This window comes from Halomonas sp. SpR1, assembly GCF_031010175.1.
Lineage (GTDB): Bacteria > Pseudomonadota > Gammaproteobacteria > Pseudomonadales > Halomonadaceae > Vreelandella.
In genome coordinates this window covers 1-20849 of sequence record NZ_JAUAMB010000037.1, presented here as the reverse complement: position 1 = coordinate 20849, position 20849 = coordinate 1, and the positions used below count along the sequence as shown (strand labels likewise).

Annotated in this window: 28 protein-coding genes, 1 other RNA gene and 2 pseudogenes; 19 read left to right on the top strand and 12 right to left on the bottom strand. The window is 53.4% G+C overall.

Annotation, left to right across the window (positions count from 1 at the left end):
* Positions 1–109 precede the first annotated feature (109 nt).
* On the bottom strand, positions 110–562 hold the full coding sequence (gene fur, locus QT231_RS20055) for a ferric iron uptake transcriptional regulator (RefSeq protein WP_007111850.1): 453 nt from the start codon (positions 560–562) through the stop codon (positions 110–112).
* A 72-nt stretch (positions 563–634) separates the two neighbouring features.
* Here fur and bamE point away from each other — a divergent pair, with 72 nt between their 5' ends.
* Entirely contained in the window at positions 635–1093 is a 459-nt protein-coding gene (bamE, locus tag QT231_RS20050; protein ID WP_308338580.1) for an outer membrane protein assembly factor BamE, read from the top strand.
* A gap of 5 nt (positions 1094–1098) precedes the next feature.
* Here bamE and QT231_RS20045 read toward each other — a convergent pair whose 3' ends face one another.
* Complete coding sequence (locus tag QT231_RS20045) at positions 1099–1416, bottom strand: RnfH family protein (protein WP_308338579.1); 318 nt, start codon at positions 1414–1416, stop codon at positions 1099–1101.
* On the bottom strand, positions 1406–1840 hold the full coding sequence (locus QT231_RS20040) for a type II toxin-antitoxin system RatA family toxin (RefSeq protein WP_022520728.1): 435 nt from the start codon (positions 1838–1840) through the stop codon (positions 1406–1408). Before QT231_RS20040 ends, QT231_RS20045 begins: the two co-directional genes overlap by 11 nt.
* A gap of 125 nt (positions 1841–1965) precedes the next feature.
* Between QT231_RS20040 and smpB the strand changes: the two genes are divergently transcribed.
* From smpB to QT231_RS24335, 17 genes and pseudogenes are all read left to right on the top strand, one after another.
* Positions 1966–2457: an SsrA-binding protein SmpB gene (smpB, locus tag QT231_RS20035; protein WP_087108742.1), complete on the top strand. Its 492-nt coding sequence runs from the start codon at positions 1966–1968 to the stop codon at positions 2455–2457.
* Between the two features lie 45 nt (positions 2458–2502).
* Positions 2503–2882, top strand: a transfer-messenger RNA (tmRNA) gene (ssrA, locus tag QT231_RS20030).
* Positions 2883–3047: 165 nt separating this feature from the next.
* Positions 3048–4283 carry an integrase arm-type DNA-binding domain-containing protein gene (locus QT231_RS20025; protein ID WP_308338578.1) on the top strand — a complete coding sequence of 412 codons (1236 nt, stop codon included), beginning with the start codon at positions 3048–3050 and terminating at the stop codon, positions 4281–4283.
* Entirely contained in the window at positions 4280–5116 is an 837-nt protein-coding gene (locus QT231_RS20020; RefSeq protein ID WP_308338577.1) for a hypothetical protein, read from the top strand. The genes QT231_RS20025 and QT231_RS20020 overlap by 4 nt, the downstream gene beginning before the upstream one ends.
* A gap of 92 nt (positions 5117–5208) precedes the next feature.
* Positions 5209–5427 carry an AlpA family transcriptional regulator gene (locus QT231_RS20015; RefSeq protein WP_308338576.1) on the top strand — a complete coding sequence of 73 codons (219 nt, stop codon included), beginning with the start codon at positions 5209–5211 and terminating at the stop codon, positions 5425–5427.
* 262 nt (positions 5428–5689) lie between these two features.
* Positions 5690–5896: a hypothetical protein gene (locus QT231_RS20010; protein ID WP_308338575.1), complete on the top strand. Its 207-nt coding sequence runs from the start codon at positions 5690–5692 to the stop codon at positions 5894–5896.
* Positions 5893–6018, top strand: a complete 126-nt coding sequence (locus QT231_RS20005; RefSeq protein WP_308338574.1) for a hypothetical protein — start codon at positions 5893–5895, stop codon at positions 6016–6018. The genes QT231_RS20010 and QT231_RS20005 overlap by 4 nt, the downstream gene beginning before the upstream one ends.
* Complete coding sequence (locus QT231_RS20000) at positions 6015–6323, top strand: hypothetical protein (protein WP_308338573.1); 309 nt, start codon at positions 6015–6017, stop codon at positions 6321–6323. Before QT231_RS20005 ends, QT231_RS20000 begins: the two co-directional genes overlap by 4 nt.
* Positions 6320–6751 carry a hypothetical protein gene (locus tag QT231_RS19995; RefSeq protein WP_308338572.1) on the top strand — a complete coding sequence of 144 codons (432 nt, stop codon included), beginning with the start codon at positions 6320–6322 and terminating at the stop codon, positions 6749–6751. The genes QT231_RS20000 and QT231_RS19995 overlap by 4 nt, the downstream gene beginning before the upstream one ends.
* Entirely contained in the window at positions 6748–7002 is a 255-nt protein-coding gene (locus QT231_RS19990) for a hypothetical protein (protein ID WP_308338571.1), read from the top strand. Before QT231_RS19995 ends, QT231_RS19990 begins: the two co-directional genes overlap by 4 nt.
* Positions 6992–7186: a hypothetical protein gene (locus QT231_RS19985; RefSeq protein WP_308338570.1), complete on the top strand. Its 195-nt coding sequence runs from the start codon at positions 6992–6994 to the stop codon at positions 7184–7186. The genes QT231_RS19990 and QT231_RS19985 overlap by 11 nt, the downstream gene beginning before the upstream one ends.
* Positions 7183–9090, top strand: coding sequence for a replication endonuclease (locus tag QT231_RS19980; protein ID WP_308338569.1), 1908 nt, complete (start codon positions 7183–7185; stop codon positions 9088–9090). Before QT231_RS19985 ends, QT231_RS19980 begins: the two co-directional genes overlap by 4 nt.
* On the top strand, positions 9087–9443 hold the full coding sequence (locus QT231_RS19975) for a hypothetical protein (protein ID WP_308338568.1): 357 nt from the start codon (positions 9087–9089) through the stop codon (positions 9441–9443). The genes QT231_RS19980 and QT231_RS19975 overlap by 4 nt, the downstream gene beginning before the upstream one ends.
* Positions 9444–9899: 456 nt before the next feature.
* Entirely contained in the window at positions 9900–10058 is a 159-nt protein-coding gene (locus tag QT231_RS19970) for a hypothetical protein (RefSeq protein WP_233973670.1), read from the top strand.
* On the top strand, positions 10055–11041 hold the full coding sequence (locus QT231_RS19965; protein ID WP_308321895.1) for a hypothetical protein: 987 nt from the start codon (positions 10055–10057) through the stop codon (positions 11039–11041). Before QT231_RS19970 ends, QT231_RS19965 begins: the two co-directional genes overlap by 4 nt.
* Before the next feature lie 1027 nt (positions 11042–12068).
* The gene (locus tag QT231_RS19960; protein WP_308338567.1) at positions 12069–12299 is read left to right on the top strand and encodes a DUF1654 domain-containing protein; all 231 of its coding nucleotides are present in this window, start codon (positions 12069–12071) and stop codon (positions 12297–12299) included.
* Between the two features lie 223 nt (positions 12300–12522).
* Positions 12523–12627, top strand: a pseudogene (locus QT231_RS24335) (DUF4113 domain-containing protein); the annotation flags it as partial.
* 21 nt (positions 12628–12648) lie between these two features.
* Here the strand turns inward: QT231_RS24335 and QT231_RS19955 are convergent.
* The 3 genes from QT231_RS19955 to QT231_RS19945 all read right to left on the bottom strand — a co-directional run bounded on the left by QT231_RS19955 (position 12649) and on the right by QT231_RS19945 (position 16298).
* A complete protein-coding gene (locus QT231_RS19955; RefSeq protein WP_308338566.1) occupies positions 12649–13392 on the bottom strand; it encodes a Crp/Fnr family transcriptional regulator in 744 nt (247 codons plus the stop codon).
* 846 nt (positions 13393–14238) lie between these two features.
* Positions 14239–15705: a carotenoid oxygenase family protein gene (locus QT231_RS19950; RefSeq protein ID WP_308338565.1), complete on the bottom strand. Its 1467-nt coding sequence runs from the start codon at positions 15703–15705 to the stop codon at positions 14239–14241.
* Entirely contained in the window at positions 15702–16298 is a 597-nt protein-coding gene (locus QT231_RS19945; protein ID WP_308338564.1) for an NAD(P)H-dependent oxidoreductase, read from the bottom strand. The genes QT231_RS19950 and QT231_RS19945 overlap by 4 nt, the downstream gene beginning before the upstream one ends.
* A 95-nt stretch (positions 16299–16393) precedes the next feature.
* Between QT231_RS19945 and QT231_RS19940 the strand changes: the two genes are divergently transcribed.
* The gene (locus QT231_RS19940) at positions 16394–17296 is read left to right on the top strand and encodes a LysR family transcriptional regulator (protein ID WP_308338563.1); all 903 of its coding nucleotides are present in this window, start codon (positions 16394–16396) and stop codon (positions 17294–17296) included.
* Between the two features lie 43 nt (positions 17297–17339).
* Here the strand turns inward: QT231_RS19940 and QT231_RS19935 are convergent, their stop codons facing one another.
* From QT231_RS19935 to QT231_RS19910, 6 genes and pseudogenes are all read right to left on the bottom strand, one after another.
* Complete coding sequence (locus QT231_RS19935; RefSeq protein WP_308338562.1) at positions 17340–17906, bottom strand: DUF1993 domain-containing protein; 567 nt, start codon at positions 17904–17906, stop codon at positions 17340–17342.
* Between the two features lie 197 nt (positions 17907–18103).
* The gene (locus QT231_RS19930) at positions 18104–18322 is read right to left on the bottom strand and encodes a DUF6500 family protein (protein WP_308338561.1); all 219 of its coding nucleotides are present in this window, start codon (positions 18320–18322) and stop codon (positions 18104–18106) included.
* Positions 18323–18463: 141 nt separating this feature from the next.
* On the bottom strand, positions 18464–18925 hold the full coding sequence (locus QT231_RS19925) for a GNAT family N-acetyltransferase (protein ID WP_308338560.1): 462 nt from the start codon (positions 18923–18925) through the stop codon (positions 18464–18466).
* Positions 18926–19030: 105 nt separating this feature from the next.
* Complete coding sequence (locus QT231_RS19920) at positions 19031–19504, bottom strand: GNAT family N-acetyltransferase (protein WP_308338559.1); 474 nt, start codon at positions 19502–19504, stop codon at positions 19031–19033.
* A gap of 776 nt (positions 19505–20280) precedes the next feature.
* Positions 20281–20565 (bottom strand): type II toxin-antitoxin system RelE/ParE family toxin, encoded by a 285-nt coding sequence (locus QT231_RS19915; RefSeq protein WP_308338558.1) that lies wholly within the window; start codon positions 20563–20565, stop codon positions 20281–20283.
* A pseudogene (locus tag QT231_RS19910) lies at positions 20555–20722 on the bottom strand (type II toxin-antitoxin system Phd/YefM family antitoxin); the annotation flags it as partial. The pseudogene QT231_RS19910 and the gene QT231_RS19915, both read right to left, overlap by 11 nt.
* Between the last annotated feature and the right edge of the window lie 127 nt (positions 20723–20849).

The window sequence follows — 20849 nt, the reverse complement described above, 5'->3', positions numbered from 1 at the left end:
CCCCTGATCCACTGGGCGAATTCACTTAACGAATTCGGCCCAGTAGATTAGGGGCGCTCACATTTAGAACAGCGACTAGCGGCTTTCGACTAACGGCGACCTGAGAACATTATTTCTTGTTCGTCGGCCCGCTGTCCTGGCGCGTTACGTCGGAACCACGCGGGCGCACATAAAGCACCAGCGCATGATCCACTAGTTCGTAGCCGTGCTCTTCAGCAATTTCCTGCTGACGACGCTCGATGATCTCATCAACAAATTCAATGATCTCACCGCTTTCAAGGCACACCATATGGTCATGGTGATCCTCTTGGGTCATCTCGAATACCGCATGCCCTCCGTCGAAATTATGACGAATGACCAACCCCGCTGACTCGAACTGAGTCAATACACGGTATACGGTTGCCAAGCCAACATCTTCGCCCGCATCGATCAGTGTTTTGTACACTTCTTCCGCGCTAAGGTGGTGCTGACCCGAAACATTTTCGAGAATTTGAAGTATCTTGACGCGCGGCAGGGTCACTTTTAGACCGGCTTTGCGCAATTCATGGTTCTGATCGGCCATGGTCGCTCTTCGCAGTAACAGGTTAGGTCGGGTATGATCAACCGAAACCACGATAGTGAAGAATAGGCCCAAATGCAAAAATTGACTCAAATCATCACGCTCTCCGTTGCCCTTACCGTCATTAGCGGCTGTAGTTACGTAGGCGTGTACAAGCGCGATATTCCCCAAGGCAACCTGGTTACTCAGGAGATGGTCAGCCAGCTTCAGCCTGGAATGACCCAGGAGCAGGTGACTTATGTGATGGGCAGACCGCTGCTGGAAGCGCCCTTTGACGCCAGCCAGTGGGATTATGTGTTCCGTTTAGACAAAGCCTATGGCGATGTGGAGCAGCGTCGCGTCACCCTCACTTTTGACCCACAAGGGCGCTTGGTCAATATTGAGCAAGAGGGTGATTTATCCAAACCGCTGCCGCTTGAAGGTAAGAGCAGCATGGGCCCGGCAACGGAAGGCGTTGACCCAATGGATGCACTCCCTGAAGAGAGCACCCAGACGCGTCCACCCGAAGGCACACAGCCTGTTCAACAGCCTTAAAAGCGTTACCGCCTCGGGTCGCTCGCTTGGCGCTTAGCGCGCTCTAATCGAGCGGCCTTGGGGTCGATCGCCAACGGCCGGTAGACTTCGACCCGATCCCCATCGCGTAACGGCTGGGTGTCGGGGTTGCGTAGCGCCTTACCGAAGATACCCAGCGGTGCCTCGGCAAACGTATCGCCAGGCACATCGGGAAAGAGTGCGGGTAAATCAGCCAAGGCGACGGCTTGGCGTGCAGTAGTGCCCTCAGGCACCCGCAGAGCCACTATGCGCTGCTTAGTCGGCAACGCAAAGGCTACCTCTATGGCCAGCGTTTCAGCGCCCATACAGCTCGTTAGCGCGCTTGGTGAAGGCATCGACTAACTGGCCGGCGATTTGCTGAAAGAGTTTTCCGAACGCCATGCTGAGCAGGCGATTGGCGAACTCAAACTCCATCTCCAGGCTAACTTTGCAGGCATCCTCCCCCATAGGGATAAATAGCCAGCGACCTTTAAGCCGTTTGAACGGCCCCTTTACCAGCGACAGCTCAATACGCTCAGGCGCAAAAAGTTCGTTGCGAGTGGTAATGGTTTGTTCGACGCCGGCGCGACCCAGGGTCATTTCGCCAATCAGATGCACATCATCATGCTCAAGCAGACGCGCCTGACGGCAGCCTGGCAAAAACTCGGGGTAGCGTTCGAAGTCGTTAACCAGATCGAACATTTTCTGGGGGGTGTGCCGCACTAAGGCGGAACGATTGACGGTTGGCATTGACCTCTCCGCTGACTTCACAGTGCCCAAAGCGTATCATGGGAAATATTTTTCAGACTCTAAATGGTATCACGCCTCCCCAAATAACGAAGGGGAAGCCACTGACAGATTAATTATGAGGTTCCATGGCCACTAAGAAAGGTAACAGCAAGGGCCCCGGCAGCAGCGTTATTGCCCAAAACAAGAAGGCACGGTTTGAGTACCATATCGATGAGACCTTCGAGGCAGGGCTAGCACTCGCTGGCTGGGAAGTGAAGAGCCTGCGCGCCGGCAAAGCTCAGCTCACCGATACCTATATTCTGGTGCGTAACGGCGAAGCGTTTCTGCTGGGTAGTCATATCATGCCGCTGAATACCGCGAGCACCCACGAGATTGCAGACCCGACGCGCACCCGCAAACTGCTGCTGCATCGCAAAGAGATCGCCAAAATCTTTTCGATCACCCAGGACAAAGGCCACACCTGTGTGCCCCTTAAGCTTTACTGGAAGCGCAATAAAGTGAAGTGCGAGCTGGCGCTCGTGACCGGTAAACAGCTGCATGACAAACGCGCGACAGAAAAAGATCGCGACTGGAGTCGCCAAAAAGGTCGAATTATGCGGGAACATAACAAGGCATAACTGGTCAATCAGCTGTTAGCACGTTAGAATGTTCACCTGAAATAAGGGGGCGACATGGTTTCGACGCCGGTAACAACCCTTGCGGTGCATGCCGAGAGCGTGATGTATCTCGTAAATCCCACATCACGAAAAATAGTCGCAAATGACGAAAACTACGCTCAAGGCGCGCTAGCAGCTTAAACACTGTTAGCTTCTTGTCTGGCCCCAAGGTGATGTGCCTATTCATCACTGAGGGGATACGAGCTAAAGCTGATAGGATCGCGTTTGGTGGTGTCTTCTCGCCAAGCGTTAAACTTTAGAAGACTCGCGTGACTGAATCCTGATCGTCGGAGTCAGTCGCGTTAAAACAAATGACGAAATCTAAGCATGTAGAGCCAATAGGCGCGTGCTGGCGGACGCGGGTTCAATTCCCGCCGCCTCCACCACATAAAGGTTTCAAGAGTTCTCAAGACCTCCCAGGAAACCAGCAATGAAGCGCCTTCGGGCGCTTTTTTGTTGTCAGGAGTTTTCACCCGATACCTTGACATGCCCCCATCATAGGGGGCATATCTGGGGGCACTATGAGCCTTCACCGATGAGGTGCCCCCAATATGGCCCACGTTAGCAATAAGCTTTCAGCTACCGCCGTGCGCAGCGCCAAACCCCAAGAGAAAACCTACCGCCTTACCGATGGTGGGGGCATGTACTTGGAAGTTACCCCAACTGGGGGCACCTACTGGCGCATGAAGTACCGTTTCCACGGCAAGGAAAAGCGCTTAGCCATTGGCGTTTACCCCGAAATCAGCCTTGCTGCTGCCAGAGAGGCACGCGAACAAGCCCGCAAGCTGTTGGCGCAAGGTTTAGACCCCAGCACTACAAAGCGCGTTACCAAAGAGCTTGGCAAAACATCGGCGGGAAATACCTTTAAGGCCGTGGCCACAGAATGGCTTGAGCATATCCACCGCCATGAAGTGGTGCCCGACCACTACAAGCGCAACAAGTCACGCTTAACCCGTGACGCCTTCCCGGCGTTGGGCCATCGACCGATTACCGATATAACGCCGCCTGAACTGCTGGAATGCCTACGCAAAATTGAGAAGCGCGGCCACCTGGAAACCGCCCACCGGGTAAAAACGCTGTGCGGGCAAGTATTCCGCTACGCTATTTCTACGGGCCGCGCTGAGCGTGACCTAACCCCCGATCTGAAAGGCGCGCTGCGTACCCCTAAAACAAACCACCATGCAGCCATCACCGACCCGGCAGAGCTGCCCCCACTGCTGCATGCTATCGACGGTTACGGCGGCATGCCCGTTACCATCGTCGCGCTCAAGCTCTCCCCACTGGTATTCGTTCGCCCTGGTGAGTTACGTCAAGCCAAGTGGGCAGACTTCGATTTAGAGCATGGGGAATGGGCGTTTAAACCAAGTAAAAACGCCGATCCGCTGATAGTGCCCCTCCCCCGCCAAGCGGTTGTCATGCTTGCAGAGCTTCACCGCCTAACGGGCCGGGGTGAATACGTGTTCCCTGGTGCCCGCAGTAGCAAACGCCCAATGAGTAACGCCACGATCAAGGCCGCGCTGGATCGTATGGGATTCAAAGGGGAAATGACCGCCCACGGCTTCCGGGCCATGGCCCGCACTATATTGGCTGAGCGCCTTGGCTACCCAGAGCAGTACATCGAACAGCAGCTAGCCCACAAGGTGAAAGACAGTAACGGTCGCGCCTATAACCGCACCACTCACCTAGAACAGCGCCGGGAAATGCTGCAAAGCTGGGCAGACTACCTAGACGCCTTACGCGATGGCGCAAGCAACGTGGTGCCGATCTATCAAGGGGCCAGAGCATGACAAAAATGAACGGTGGGCGCTATGTGAGGGGCAACAGTGTACTTACCCAAGTGGAAGCCCCAACTAAAGACCGTTTAAGGGAGGTATATAGCGAAGAGGAGGAAGCAAGAGACAATGCTTTAGTTGAGCAAGTGTTAGATGCTTTAAAAGCCTTAGAAAGGCGAGCTGAAGAACTAAAGCCCGGCATCAACAACGATCCGGATAACGCATTGCCTGAACTAGCCGGGAACTGGAAGCATGAAGGCTTTCCAAAAGTTGGGTTAGCAATGCTACACCGAATGATGGTAAAGGGTAGTCGCGACTTGCTAGGGGCCGCTACTGCCTGGGAAGTACACCGGGACGCTATTAAAAACGCCCGTGCTTTTTACCCGGTTGAATATCCAGATGAGCCGCTAAGACTGGCGCTATGGGAGAACGGCTGCTCACGCTTAAATGGTTTCCCGCTATCATCTTCAAGCGCTGACATTATTGAAGATAGCTTTAGAAATTTTTGCAAACTAAAAACCACTTACTTTGGTGAAAGAGCGTTACAACCAAACGATAAAAAAGAAGTAAAAAAAGTAGCTCAAGAAGTGAAAAAAAAAGCAATAAAGGATGAAAAGACCAAGGCAGCCAACCTAGTATTTAACTTATATCAAACCAATCCAAACTTCACTAAAACGGAGAACGGTTATGCAGAGGCAAAAGAAGAGCTAGCAAAGCAAGGTATATATATGGCGGGATCTACAATTAAGAAGGCCGTTGAAGATTCCAAAGACTCAATATGGGAGGATTTAAAAGCCTGGGGAGTTCCAATTAGCACATTAAAGGCAAAAAAGAAAGTTAAAAAATAGCCATTTAAAGGTCAAAAATCTAGGGCGATTGGAGCGCCCGCTACCGCCATCCTTCAAGCCATGCCCCATAAGCAACCAAAGGAGCTAAAGGCATGGCTACCCCTACCAAACCAACGTCCAACCTAATCAGATTCCCTATCGTCCGTGAAAAAACCGGAATGAGTACAACCGGTGTGTATCGCGGCATGGAGCGCGGCGACTTCCCGAAACCCGTTCGCATTGGGCCACGCGCCGTGGCCTGGGTGGAGTCGGAAGTAGATGAGTGGATCCAACAGCGCATTGAAGCGAGCCGCCAAGAAGGGGCCGCATAATGTTTGACCGCTACCCTACTCCCAGCTATGCTCCAAGGGCTGGCGCAAAATCGTCAGCCGGGTGTGCAAGCTCGAATTCAAATAGGCGCAACAGCGCCCACCATGACGGCGTTTTTTTATGCCCGTCAATTATGGTGGACTGTGCGTGGGAGGCTTCGGCCTGCCGGATTCCTATTTGTCCGGTCTTGCACACCTGCGTACAGTCCGCCACCCATCATGTGCAAGTGATCTGGCGGACTCCGATCAAATAGGAGTCACACCCATGGCATCACTACGCCTGTCCAACCTGATTACCCGCAGTTTATCCAGCCGTGCAGCAGCCCATCGAGCAATGGCCAAGGCCGCTTTATTTGCCGATTCCAGCACGCGCACCCGCCTTAAGCGTTACAACCACCACATTGAAAAAGCCCAACAGCTAGAAGCCCGCGCCCTTGAGACTGCCAAGCGCAGCGTAGGGGTAGTGTCATGAAATTAACCACCCCACAGCTAAAGCGCCTAATTGAACTGCTAGCGCCTTTCCGCACCGACCCCATCACCAAGCCCACCATTGAGCAGGCACTAAGCCGCGTGCGTAGTGAGGTGCAGTCATGAGCCACTGCCAAATACCCCAAGACCACCGGGACGTCAGCGACCATATTCAAGCGCTGGCGCGATCTATCAGCACCCAAGTCAGCCCCCAAGGCGGTCATTGGGTAAACGTAGGCTTTTCGGGAATGCTACTTCAACTGAATGTAAGCATTGGTCGTCGTAGTGACCTACACAACCCCACCGCTGTTTCTAAGACCTACAGCGTGTACTTGCCCCCTTGCCAACGCGCTCCGCATGACTCGCTTGAACAGCTACAAGCCATTGCCCGCGATCTGGAAGCGCTGCTTCCTGGGGTGGTTGCTGCATGAGTCGCGCTTACCACTACTCAGCCTTAACGCGGTTCCCCCAAATGCTGAACAGCGGCCACCTGCTGCCCTATGCGGGTATCCACCTTGAAATGCCTCTGGTGATGTTTTCAGCACATCCCTTTTGGGAGCCTACCGCTACTAAGCCCTGCCGTACTGAAAACGCCCTGGTAAACCTCAAATTCTGGGAATACCGCGACCTATTCGGCTGTATCCGCTTTGCCTTGCCTGCCGACGATAGCCGCCTGCTGACATGGCGCGAAGTTTGCAATCAAGTGGGCCTGTCACGCATTGACCGCCGGAAACTGGAAGCCGCAGCCCGCAAGCGAGGTGGCGACCCTAAGCAGTGGTTTGCTGTTCCCACCGCGATCCCCCTTGTAGATATGTCCCTGGAAATTCTCAGCATCAATGAGTGGAGAACCGTGTCATGAAACACCTAAGCGCAGAGTTTCAAAAACAACTGGCTGAGATCCGCGACATTGCCCAAGGCCAAGAGCGCCTAGCCGAAATCATGGGGGATATTAATTACATGGGGCAAGGCACTACGGAACAGCAGGCAGAGGCTTGGTCGGTAGCGTTCCGCTGCATGGGTAAACGGGCCGCTGATATAGCCCAAGACCTGATTGAGCAAAGTATCGAAGGTAACGACGATGAGCAGGAAGGGGGCCGCGATGCTGACTAGCACCCATGAAAAAGCCCAGCGCAATGGCTGGGCCTTCTCCGCGCCGCCTACCAAAGCAAACGCTAAACCTGAGAATAGCACACGGTATGGGGCGCGCCTATGCCGTGTGGATCGTGCGCAACTGCTAGTGGCCATTGCTGGCGCTGAGAAGCCACGCCCGGTAAGCGGCAAGGGGGCTGTATGACCAGCCACGCCGCCTTTATTGATCGACAAGCCCTTGCTGATTCGCTACTGAAATGCGGGCCGTGGCACTGCATAAACGATGACCAGGCATTAATCGACCACGCTACCGCCCAAGCCCGCACCATTGAACTGGAAGCCGCCAGCCTAGGCGATCCAGTTTACGCGCTACAACGCGCCCGCCGCCGTGTGAATGAACACCACATGGATCCACCTAGCGGCTTCACGGTTAGCGGCACGCTATCGCGCCTTGCTTGTCCGCTGTGGTGGCGTCGGCAGCTTCGCCGTCTTACCAGCCGCCGCCGTGAGCAGCGGCAACGCATCTTAGGCCGCACACAGAAACGAGCAGGCATTTACGTTAGTAATGAAGGTTACCGCCGCCGCATTGACCAAACCACACGCAACGCCCGCTTACTTGAAGCTATCACGGCCACCAACCAGGACGGCGACCAGTACACCCTTGCAGAATTGGCAGAGCTAGGTTTAGCAAACCCTGAGTTTCGGCGGGCAGAGCTAATGCTGCGTATTGCCGACACTGAGCGCGAAGCCGACCGGGCAGGGCACCGGGGTATGTTTTACACCATCACCACCCCTAGCCGTTTTCACCCGGTACGGCAGAACGCCAGCATCAACCATAAATATGCTGGCGCTAACCCGCGTGAAGCACAGGCCTACTTGCAAAACCTATGGGCGAAAGCCCGCGCTAAATTCAAGCGGGACGGTCTAGGTATTTACGGTATCCGTGTTGCTGAGCCCCACCACGATGGGACACCTCACTGGCATTTGTTGATATGGATGCGCCCGGAAGATGAACCCAAGGTAACCAGCATATTGCGCCGCTACTCGCTAGAAGATTCACCGGGAGAGGTTAAGCGCAACACTACCGTTAGATTCAAGCCTGTGGCCATTGATCGAAGCAAAGGAAGTGCTGCCGGGTATGTGGCCAAGTACGTGGCTAAAAACATCAACGGCAAGCAACACAGCCGCCAAGGCGTACCGGGCGATAACCTCGACCACTACGGCCAGCCATTAGAAACCAGCGCACCGCGCATTGAAGCATGGGCGGCCTGCTGGGGTATTCGTCAGTTTCAGTTTGTGGGCCTGCCTTCCGTCACCGTGTGGCGTGAACTGCGCCGCCTCAAAGATGAACAGCGCTTAGCCGATTGGGAAGCAGCCACACGGCCAGAACCGGAAGCCGCCGCGATCCTAGAAGGGTTACGCCAAGCGGCCAATGCTGGCGCTTGGGATAAGTACCTTCACTTGATGGGTGGCCCTATGCAGCCCCGCGACGTTGCCCCCATTCGACCCTGGCGAGTAGTACGTCAAACGACCGAGATAGCGAACTGCGACCGGATTACCGGGGAGTGGTCAAGCGACACGCTAGGGCGCTATGGCGAACCGATGGCGGGCACCTGGGGCTTAGTGGTTAGCAGTCAGCTAGGCGAAACGGAATACCTAACCCGGTACTACCGCTGGACGTTTGAACGCAAGGGTGAAGCTGCCGCCGTGGACTTTAAGCGCGTCACTGACACGGCCACGCCGCTGAGCTTGGCGGGTGTGGATTTTCAGCGCGAAGGCGAAGCCGCAGCGCCTTGGACTCGTGTCATTAACTGTACGGACGGCGAGGCAGTTACGCCGTTAGATGAGTGGGAACAACAGGTAACCGGGTCGTTTGGCGAACATGATAGGCACCTGCGAAATGAAAGGCAGAGGCGTATTAGAAACATTCAACAGCAAGCCAAGATAGACGCCCGCCAATACCGCGTTATGTCAGCTAAGCGCCGCCTTGAGCATGAAGAGCGTGAGCGCTTGCGGGCCACTATCGAGGAAGGCCGTGAACTGATTATTGGCTGGCTGGCGCGTGGGGAGCTGTCGCCCGCCGATATTCCACCTGGGGTATTTGCATGAACGGTGACGCCTTACTTGCCCGCATTGCCCAACTGCAAGCCACCGCTGGCGCTGCCCGGTCGCAAGGCCAGCCCGGTGCCCGAGCCAAGCAACGCACGCGTCGTGCAACCGTGACCACCCGCATTGAACCGTGGCTGGCGCTGATAGAGAAACGGTGCGGCCTGCTGGCTGAGGATCGTCGCTTTATTCGCCTACGGCTGGCCACACAACAACACAGCGAAGCCATGCGACTAGCCGAAGGGTATAGCGCCGCCTGGGAACAGGCAGCCATGCAGGAACAGCGCGCCCACGTAAAGAACAACGCAGGCCGTCAAGCGGCTAACCGTTGGCTAAAACGGCAGCTTGAGCAATGAGGGCGCTACCAACCGGGTTAACCAGGCATCGCATGTATGGTGGCTTAGTGGTCGCCTGCTGGCGCTCCCGCTTACTAATATCCCGTTGCAGGTTATCAGGCCACACGGCAGCGCCCGGAAAAAACCTAGGTTCTTCTGGCGCTCAACACCCAGAGCCACGGGGGCAGACAGTCCCGGATTCCGGGAAATTTTGGGCCACCCAGCGTGTACCACCGCAGGTGGGCAGTATCCGCGTAGCGATGCGGCCTATCACCTGTGCGACCTGTACACCGTCCCCAGCTTACTCAGGCAAAGCATGTACAGGTGCCCCCCAGCGAAATGCACACCTCAAAGCGGCACCACTCACCAGCCACGGCCAGCGCTTAGCGCCGCCGGGAGGTGACGCCATGTAATAGCCCAACGCTAAAGAAAAGGCCCAATAAGGCCAGATTAACGGCAAATAAAAGTGGTACGAAAATGAAGAAACGCGGTTCCCAGATTTACCCAACTCAACAGCGGCGCGCAGAGCTGGCGCGAATGCTCAATGAAATGGCCAGCGCTGGCGACGTTAACGCCGCTGGCTGGCTACTGCTGTTATCTGAAATGAAACAACCCAAAAGCGAGGCAACCCAATGAACGACAATCTAAACACCTGGAAAGCATGGCTTGAACAGCACCAACAAGCTCAAAAAGTGGTAAGTGCCGCCACTGTCAAAGCGTCAGAAGCACGGCATCAAATGGAAATGGCTGAACTACACCTTACGTCTTTAACCCATAGAGAGAGCCCGCATGGCTTGCAGATTAGCCAACCTGCAACGCCTGAACAGGTGCAAAAGGTAACGGGAGCCCTTACTGCTAAGCTAGAACGCAGCGCCACACACAAGCATGATCCTAGCCGATTAGAATTACAGAAAGCGCTTAGTGATCTCCAAAAAGCACGGGGTCGCTACGATGAAGCCCATGCCACTCATGTTGAGCTAAGCGACGAACAATCACAGGCTGAAAAAGCATTAACTGCTATCGTTAAGGATCGGCCAGAGGCTACACCGCAGGCGTTGGAGGCGGTGACTCAGGCAATGGATGCACACCAGCAGCACATTGACAAAATCAACGTCACTATCACGGCGATGAAAGACAGCAAAAGCATAATTGCCGACCTGGAAGATCAAGCCCGCCGCGCTGCTGAAGAGGTGGATCGGCTAGAAGCTAGCGCGCTGATGGGCGAAGTTGACGAAACCGCCAAGGGGCAAGCCACCACCACACTAGCGAAGGCCCGGAAGGCTGCCGAAAAAGCAGCCGAACAGGCAGAGAAGCAAGCCAGTGGACGCCGGGGGCTAGAAAGAATCCGTGACGACCTGCAAGCCGAGCTTACCGAGCTGGAAAGCCTGCAACGTGGCGTAGGCTATGAGGTCGGTAAAGCCGCCATAGCGAAAGCAGAGCGCGAACTGCTGGAAGCTATCGAGGTGGCAGGGCTGCAAGATCGTGTGGCCGCGATTAATGCCGCCCGCGATGAAGCGAGCTTCTACGCCCCTGAGGGCACTGGCTACAACAGCGCTCACATTGAACTAAGGCTTTCAACTTTCTACATGATGGATGCACCTGAGCGGCTTGAATTCTAACCAGTAGGCCGCTTACTTAAGCCGCGAAGGGTAACCAGCTTCGCGGCTTTTTTGTGGCCAGCGCTGGCGCTCTTACATGCCGAAAAAATAAAAAGGTACTCCCCCACCCACCCCGGCATTACGGGGGCAAACAGTCCCGGAATTCGCCTATGCACGGCAAATTTACGGGATTGGTTGTTGTTTTGTTATCACGCCATCAAGCCGCCGCTGGCACCATGCCCGGTATACCGTGAACACCTCGCTACTTTTGAGCCGATATAAGCCACTTATGAGCCAATGCGCTGTTTTTGATGGCCTTTGGTCAGGATGGAGCGAAGCCAAAAAGGTGCCCGCCATCCGCTAAGGTGGCCACTAAACCGCCCCGGCCATAGGCACGCGATACAACAACCCAACGCAACCAAGCGGCGCACTTTGGCCATGCCCGGTGCGCTGCTGGCGTTGCTGTGATTTTGTCACGATTTAATGCAGGCAATTAGGCTGCTGGTGCACTTCACTACCTGGGGGATGGGGCGAAGCCCCATGAAGCGAAGCGGTAACAGACCGGGCACTAAAGCCGCGGCGGCTTGTGGGCAGCCGTCCACCTCAAAGCCCAAAGCACCACCGCCGCTTTATTGCCAAACAGGGTTTAATAAACGGCACTTGTTGGATAGCCCGCTGCAAATTTAATTACCCCCATATCTCTACCCGAGTTCAAAGCACGGGTTAAGGTGAGTAGCGACATAAAATAGGGGGCATAATTGGGGGCACTTTTAAAACTGTATAAATTTATTTACAATAAAAACATAAGGTTAAACATACTTTAAACGGGACGCCGCCTCCACCACCTTACTATACAAATCAAGCACCTACGGGTGCTTTTTTTGTGTCTGTGGGCTGAAAAGGGCCTGTTTAGGCATAGCGTGGTCAGCTTTTTGGTCAACATTTTTTATCCTTCCTGCTACCAATTTCCCTCTCGCTTTCACAAAACCCCTTGTCTATACTCGCCCCCAAATACTGTACACACAACCAGTTATTTAAGGAGGCGCTCATGTCAAAATCCTATGAGCAACTAGTCAAGCGGGTGCAGAAAGAGATCGGCAGCCCGGGTGCGCAGTCAAAACACTGTGTCGAGATCCAGCGCCGAGACGATGAGAGCCATGAGGATTGGGCACAAATGATTGCTGACCTGGGCACCGTCGAGAACGTTACGCTAACACCCATGAACGACGACGCTAAGCATATACGTATCACATGGAATCCCGAGGAGAGCATGGCATAAGTATGCATCTCTCGGTTCTAGGACGCGTGGATACCACCTCCCCTCCCCTTAAATTGCCGCTCGCTGCTGGCGAGGTACGCGCCGGCTTTACCAGCCCGGCGGATGACTACCTTGAAACAGGGCTGCTGGCTGAGCCGGTGGATGATGGAAAGCGTGTCAAAAATGAAAAGCTGATGGCCACGCTGGATAAGTTGAACCGGGAACATGGGAAAAATATACGGTACGGCTGGGTATGGTGCGTAAGGCCAACGCATGGGAATTGCGTTGCGAGTACCGAACACCGCGGTATACAACGAAGTGGGAGGAGCTAGCAGTCACCAAGACGTAGAGTATTCTGCCCCAGGCAAAATCACGAAATTGGTTTATTCAAAAGATGAAGATAGAGGGATTCGAATTGACCCGTTTCTTTTAACTTGTCCCAATTAGGAACAGTTACCTTGTTTTTATGATTACTGATCAAACCGTTGGCACGCAGTGCCTGGAGCACCCTGTTCATATGAACCGGCGTCATTCCGGTCGCATCTGCCAATTCATCCTGGGTAGCCGGCATATCAAAGCTGCTGTTGTGCACCAGTCCAACCACATTTAGGCGCACCATGATCTCACAGATAAGGTGGGCGATACGCGTATAGGAATCGCGCTGACCGTTATTCAAAAGCCACTCGCGAAAGATCGATGCTTGCACTAACGTTTCTCGCCAAAAGGCGGCGATAAGTCGAGGATAGCGTTCACATAAGGTATGTAGATCCTCGTGCTGAATGAAACCTAGTTTACAAGGGGTGATTGAGGCAATATTAATATCTAACATGTTCAAGTGTAGGCTTTGCAGATCAGGTATATCACCAGGAAGCTGTAAAGCCAATATCTGACGTTTACCATCAATCGTCAACTTGTAGACGCAAGCAAAACCTTCAAGAATCAAGCAGCATTGGAATGGGCTATCACCAATGGACACGATGTCTCGCTTCTTCTTAATCTCGCTGGTTTGAATTCGCAAAGCCATAAGCGCCTTTTTTTCCTCGTCTGTGAGGTCAAAGATAGTTTCCAGCTTACGGATCAAGAGTTGATTAGGCGTATAAAGTAAATTGGTCATGTGTGGCTCCAAATTTAGCAAGAATGAAGCCAATGCGACATTGTAACTTCACGTGCCAGGACTAACTGAACAATACTAGATACGCTTAACAAACTTATCGAGAGATGAAACAGATGGCATAGATTAGAATAAAACAACCGTACAGTAAAGAAGAGCACCTGTTAAGAGATAATTTTTTGCTAATCTATTTTTTGGTGCGCTCTTAGCATAATATTTAATGATTTCGAAAAACCGCCCTATCTCTTCTCTATAAATAAGCTAGAAAATCTTTACAAGTAACACATGCCTTTAAGATAAAAATTAATAAAATACATTTTAATTTAAGCTTAAAGTAGGGAATAACTGCTTAAAACGATGGACAGGCTTGTACCCGAGCCGTAGCAGAATTAACCTCCTAATTAATTAGGAGGGTATGCCATCCTTGGCAATCCCGATTCCCTTCAATGCTCTCGCATCTTCCTTGGGTGACGCTTCCGACATGCTTGATACCGGCGTTCCTGGCGTCACCACCTCAATGTAGCAGTAACCCTAGCTTAATAATGTAAGAGATCAACCACAGAGTTTGTAAGATATATCTTACAACTAAAGTCTTACCCATTTTACAGGCATCACTTGAATGTCTTAGCAGATGACTAGGCCGACCTGGCCTTTCAGCCAGCTGAAGTTCGTCCTCGACCAGTAGAATTCTCACCATAGCGCTTCATAACGGCACCGCCGAGCGCTTACCGGGGTGAGGACGGCTGTAAGCGCCGAGCATACTCAAATAGGTTGCGGCAACATTGCCCCCCCGGCCAGAAGGATGCTTTTGAGGCGATGCGGCGTAGGCCGCCCAGCGCCCCCGTTCTGTTAGACCTCATTATCGCCAATCCACGTTCCGTGCACACCGGCAGGCACCCAGGCAGGCAGTTCGATTGCAGCGACTGGGCGGGCACCGACCTGTGTTGCGTCTAGGATCCGCAGCTCCGCCACGTTACTACGCAGGTCAGTGACATAGGTTAATAACCACCCGTCATCTTCGCCGCGGCCCTGTGGGTCGGGAACGAAGCAGGGCTCGCCCGCATAGACGCCTATAGGAAGATCAAGCATCCAGCGCCGATCGGACTCCATGTCATATTTGACGATCCCGTAACCGGCGCGCGTCGCGTCGGGGAAAACCACTGCATAGGCAAAGCGGTTTTGCCGCCCGGTGAAGTCGGGGTGGATCATAGGGAACTCGGTCGTAAGGTCATCGAGCAGCCTGACACGCGCTGTCCCTTGTTGCGGATCGATTATCCATCGGCTTCGCTTGGCCCCACTGACAGGGGCTGCTCCCTGCGGTGAGGTGCCATTGATAAAGGCTGAGGCTTTCTCCCAAGCGGCTTCGTCAAAGAACGGCCCCTCGACCACAAGGTGACCATCTGCGTCTTCCCAGGCATTGGAGAAGTGCAGCATGTAGTAGGGATCAACGTCGATCCACTGCACACCACCCTTGCTGCGGTTACGGGGCATGACGCCGATCCTGCCGCGATACTCCCTTTGCCACGTATAGGGAAAGGCAAGCTCGGAATACAGATCAAGCGCTACGTTGGGATCGAACCAAACCACATAGTTTTCAGTGATGGCGAAGTCATGAATGACAGAACCGTTTGGCCCTTCGATCACCTCACTATGCACCAGCCGCCCCGAGGCATCCGCCACGTGGTAGGTCAAATACGGTGGGAGAGGCGAATTGCCGAAGAAAAGCATCTCGCCTGTGCGGGAGCAGATCTTGGGATGGGCCGTCATCATTGTCTTTAAAGCACCGCCAAAATCGTAGGCACCGATCGTTTCCAGTTCGGGAGTGATCTCAAAGGGTAAGTTGACCTCTTGGAGAGCCAAAATGCGACCCGCATGGGCGATCACGCTGGTACCGGCCGCACTCGCATGAAGGTCGATCGTCTCATGATCGATAAACAGCGGCGCCCCTTCCAGCGCCGGGGTTTTGACCCACCGATTGCGGTACCACTCAGCGCGTCCTCCCGAAATACGTAACCCGTGGATCATGCCTGAACCATAGAACCAGGCGCCTGGATTGATGCCATCCTTCGGGTTATGGCCATTGCGGAAATAGTGCCCTGATAAAGTGGGCGGGATGGCACCGCGCACCGGCAGGTCAAAAGCCGTCGTCTCCTTGTTAACTGGCCGGAAATGCCCGTCTAGAAAGTTCGGGACGGGGCCGGGGCTGCGTGCACCACTACTCTTGGCGAACGCTTCGAAGCTCAGGATGGAGGTTGCGAATGTGCTTGCGGCAAGGCCGCTTGCCATACGCAGGATATCGCGTCTGGTGTAATTCATTGGGCTGCTCTCCTGAGCTCAGGCTCCTGCACACAGAGCGCTGTACTGCCTGCGATCCAGCGCTTGAGTGCGGCTGCGTACTCGACAGCAGCGGCATCAAGTGCTTCCGCTGACAGCTTGTCGGCCCGATAGAGAACAAAAGGCTCGGTCCACGGCAGACCACAGCGATGCGCGGTGGCCTGCAACGGGGCGAGAAGTGCATTCATTGTGAACATGTTGCGCCCGCCAGACCGGTAGGCGTCTGGTACGTTGCCAGCCGTTGCGGCCACCATTAGCGGTGTGCCTTCGAAAATACGCCCTTCCGTCTCGTAAGTGATGTAGAACATCCGCGTCAGCACGGCATCCTGCCAGGCTTTAAGCAGCGACGGAGTGGAATACCACTGGATGGGAAACTGCAGCACGATACGGTCGCATTCAAGCAGCCGCAGGGCCTCGCGCTCGCCGTCTTTGGATAGATCGATGCCATCGGGGTAGATGGCTTGCATATTGACGACCTCCACGTCGGGTAGCTTGGCCGCTGCCGCAGCCAGCACGACGTTGGCCTTCGAGTGCGCAGGATCGGGGTGGAACAGAAGAATGAGCGTCTTAGTCATGGGGGTTTCGCCTCCTTTAGGTAACTGCACGGAAACGATGCACCCACGACCAAAATTACTCCAATCGATTAATAATATGTTCTATTATTTGTTTCATGAATCTTCGCTCTCTCGACCTAAACCTACTAGTTGTCCTTGATGCGCTTCTGGATGAGGGGCATGTCAGTCATGCTGCCGATAAGCTGGGTATGTCACAGCCTGCCGCCTCCGCCGCCTTGCAACGCTGCCGTTATCTGTTCCGTGATGAGTTGCTGGAGCGCGGCCGCGGCACGATGCGACTAACGCCAAAGGCCGAGGCGCTGCGTGCACCGCTGAAATCACTGCTTGCGGATGTGGTGGATATAGTGGATCCGCCCAGGGTGCCACTCGCTGAAATCCGTAAAACGGTGCGGATCGCCATGGCAGACTATCCGGCGGTGTTCGTGACCGCGCCCTTGCAGCAGGAACTGCAGCGCTCAGCTCCTGGCGTCGATATAGTGATCCAGCCCTGGCATGGCGCCGAGGCCGCCCGTCAGGCACTCATCGACGGGGCGACCGACCTTGCCATCTCTGTTTTCTCATCTGCCGAGGAAAAGTTGCATCGTGAAGAAGTGTTCGTCGAACACTATGTCGTCGCCATGCGCGCCGGGCATCCTGCCGCCGCCGATTTCAATCTGAATACCTGGCTGGAATATCCGCACATCATCGTCTCCGGGCGCGGAGAGACACGGACATCGCTGGATACTGAATTTGCCAAGCTAGGTCGATCACGCCGCGTCGGTGCGGTGGTACCGAACTTCCAGATGGTGCCAGCGCTGCTGCAGGGATCCGATATGATCGCCATGCTGCCTTCCCGGGTCGTAGCTGACTTCACAACCCTAGTATCTCTTCCACCCCCAGTGCAGGTACCCGGCTTTACCCTGCACTTGGCATGGCATCTGCGCCATGAGAAGGATCCTGTTATTCGGCACGTTGCTGATATTCTTAGCGAACTGCTTGGAATTCCCACAATAAACTGAAAATCGCACTGGAATAAGGGTGCTATGGGTCATAACCAAGTTGTTAACCTTTAGGTATCGTTTCAGGGCGAATATATGGGAGCATGTGGGCTACGTAGTCAGCTTTTCCAAGTTCGATCTTCTCGCTGCGCAATATTGAATAAGCGGTCATGAGGTGGAAGTAAAATTGGGCTAGTGCCCAATCACGGGCATATTGCTCAGCGGTCAGATCAAGAATCATACCGTTCGGAAGTTCGTGCACAACGGGTTTATCCGCGTTTGCATCCAGCGCGCTGGAAGCTAGGCCGTCTAGTAACACGATAGTTTCATCAATCCGAGTTTGAGCATCCGCGAGCGAACCGGGTCGCTCGCCTGCATTTCGCCCTTCTTCAAGCAGCTCATCGATAGATTTTGGGAAAGTCTCTCCTTTAAGTCGGAATATTGCCTCTTGAGCCTGCACGCAGGCAAACCGAACCTGAGTCGATAGGGGAAACATATCTGGTGCGAGACGCGCGGATAACAGCGCTTCCGCATCTCCTTTCGGCATTTGTTCCTGTGCCTTTTTCAACCAACCTGAGAGCGCTCTGAGCATTTGCGTATAGGTTGGGACGAGTAGCTTCGTTAATGACATGGATTTTCTTCCTTCTAAATTGATGGTTACTACCGTCCGCTACTGAGAGCACATTTTGAAAACCAGGCTGTATGTAAAGGGTAGCAAGCTGGCGCTTCGAAACACGTAACGCCGCCAACATGCGCAGCTTTATAGTGTAGCCGAAGCCGGAACGTAAAAGCTGTCGCTGTGCTTGGTTATATGTTTAATACCTATAATCAGAGCCCACTTTCTACCATCCCTTTAACCTTATGCGCCTTTTCAAAATGATCGAGTTCGTGTGTCTGAATCCACCAAGTCGCGGCCTCCATTAGCAGTTTGGGGTTATCATTTTTGTTGGCGAAGAATGCATAAAAAGAGACGCCTACTGAATCACCTTTTGAAGCTATTTTTTTGTTGCAGACTTCGACTATCTTGGATCTGAGTTCGCTTCTCATTTACTTGTTCGTTCCTTCTGTCAGCTAGTTGAGCACATAACGCCTAAGCTCAGTTGCCTCCGGATCGGCCGAAGGCCATAGAGGGTACCCGAAGCGCGCTAACGCTTTGGGCAGTCAACTGCAGCGACATGTTGAGCTTTCTTAATTGAGCCAAAGTTTCATTCCTTCATGCGACGCTTTGAAGCCGAGCTTTTCATAGAAGCGGATTGCGTCCGGACGTTTTTTATCGCTCGTGAGTTGGACGATTACACACCCTTTTTCTTTAGCTCTTTCGATAGCCCATTCAAAAAGTTTCCCACCAATGCCAGCGCCTCTTTGGGATGAGGAGACGCGAACGCCTTCAATCAAAGCTCTCCAGCTTCCAATATAGGTTAAGTAGGGTATGAAGGTTATTTGAAGCATACCCAGCAGCTCGCCTTCCGATTCGCAGACTATGAGCTCATTGTTTGGGTCGTTTTCTATAGCCGCAAATGCTGACGCGTAGCCGTTTTCAAGAGGCGTGCCCGGTGACTCGCGAGCTTGACCGAGATCATCGTCAGCAAGCATCTCGACCAGAGCCACAAGATCATCGGACTTTGCCTGGCGGAAATTTAATGTGTTCATTGCCGCACTCCTCGTTCTTCTAAACCCAGCGCCGTTCAGCATACGCGGCTACGGAATGGAGGCGAGGCCGCAATGTAGTAGTAGACGTCGCAGTGACTGGCCTTATTAGGACAACGACTTAAAAAGTCGGAACGAAAAGTTCCCATAGCCCAGTTCTCTATAAAAATCTAAAGCGTCAGAATTGAACGCCATTACCTCTAGCTTGATATCCTCAGCACCTTTCTCTTTTGCATAAGCCTCGGCAGCAGACATAAGCTCTCGGCCTAGGCCCCTACCACGATAGCTTTCGGCCACTACTATTGTGGCTACGTGTCCACGGGATCTAGAAGTGAGAAACGGGTATGGTGCCGATGTTGATACCGATACCGCCACTGCGCCTGTTAATACACCATTGTCCTCTGTCACAAATACCGTGGAATCATCCATGCTCATGAAACCTAGCCAATATGGCTCATCACGATTGCTTCCGTCTGGCTTGACGAAATCATGTGGCATATGTAAGTGGTGGTCTTCATTAATCTCATTAGAAAGCTGGCAGATGGCTTTCAGATCGGCTTTCCTAGCTTTACGGACAGTCAAATTGGAGATCTCCTTTTGGTTCCTAACAAGGCTGTAGAAAAACCCGATTTCGAGTCATCACCACCGCCTGTCGTCCTAATTTATTTACTCCGCCAGTCATCTGGATGAGTACTCCTAATTATCGGCATTCAGCCACTTGAGCGCCCAGCTAAAGCTAGTTGAAGACGGTAACGGTATTTTGCTCTTACAAGCAACTTATCCTGCTGCGTGGCGTTCCTGGGCTTCGCCAAAAGCCTGGGCATCAATTACGATCTGGTGTTTTTTTATCCACCGTGGCTATGCCGTTATAGCCTTGAATCGTCTTGGCCCGTTGGATATCCCGATCTAGATCGGCTTCCGTTTCGGCTTCATCACCCACGTAGTGCTCCAGTAGGTGATGCCGAATCAGGCCTCTGAGTAAGCAAACAGGATAATTTTCAACAAGGTAGCCGGACCATAGGCCAGCCGACCGGTCGCATCGCTACGGTGCTTGGGATGGGAAACGGACAAGGCGAGCGTGTGCTCAATCAGGTAGTGTACGGCGTGTTCAAAGATGCCTGGCTGGAGCCGATCTTGGTAGTTGATCACCACCATAGCGTTCTGATGTAGTTATAAGCCTTGAAGCGCGGCATGCTGACCACTCCTCGTCTGTTTCCTTGATCCTACCAAAACTGAGCCGTCAGTGTTTTTTCTCTACAGGCTCAACGCCACGCACAACGGCGCGAACGAAGTAAGTGTCCGACGGAGGCCGACGGCCGGAGCGAATTGCTGCGCTTGGTTATGGCGTGATGCTGGCCTCATTTCCGCTCTTTCAACGTCCGGTAGACCTTCCCTTTCTCTCGTTTACCAACAACAAGGACATAGATGACTACCTCTTCATCTACCACTTCGTAAACCAAACGGTATCCAGCTGATCGTAGTTTGATTTTGTACACAGAGCTGTAGCCCCCAAGCTTTGCCGAAGGCACTCTTGGATTAATAAGGCGCTCCTCAAGCTTCTTCTTAAACTGACTTTTTATTGGAGCGCTCAGCTTCTTCCATTCCTTCAGTGCTGAGGGTACAAATTTAAGCTTATAAGTCATCCAGCGACACCGTGACCGCTTCAGTGCGCTCATCACGGCGCTCTTCGACCAGCTTACCCAGTTCGTAATCCTCAATCATTTCCATAATAGCTTCATAAGTATCTGCAGGTATAAGGTATGCAGCTGGCTTGTTATGGTTCAGGACAGCAATTGGAGATGTAGTGGTTCAATAAAACCGGACACCAACGTAGGTGGTAATATTGCCACCATAAACGAGGTGTCTGATGACCAAGAAACGACGTACTTTTTCGCCTGAATTTAAGCAGGAAGCTGCCAGCCTAGTA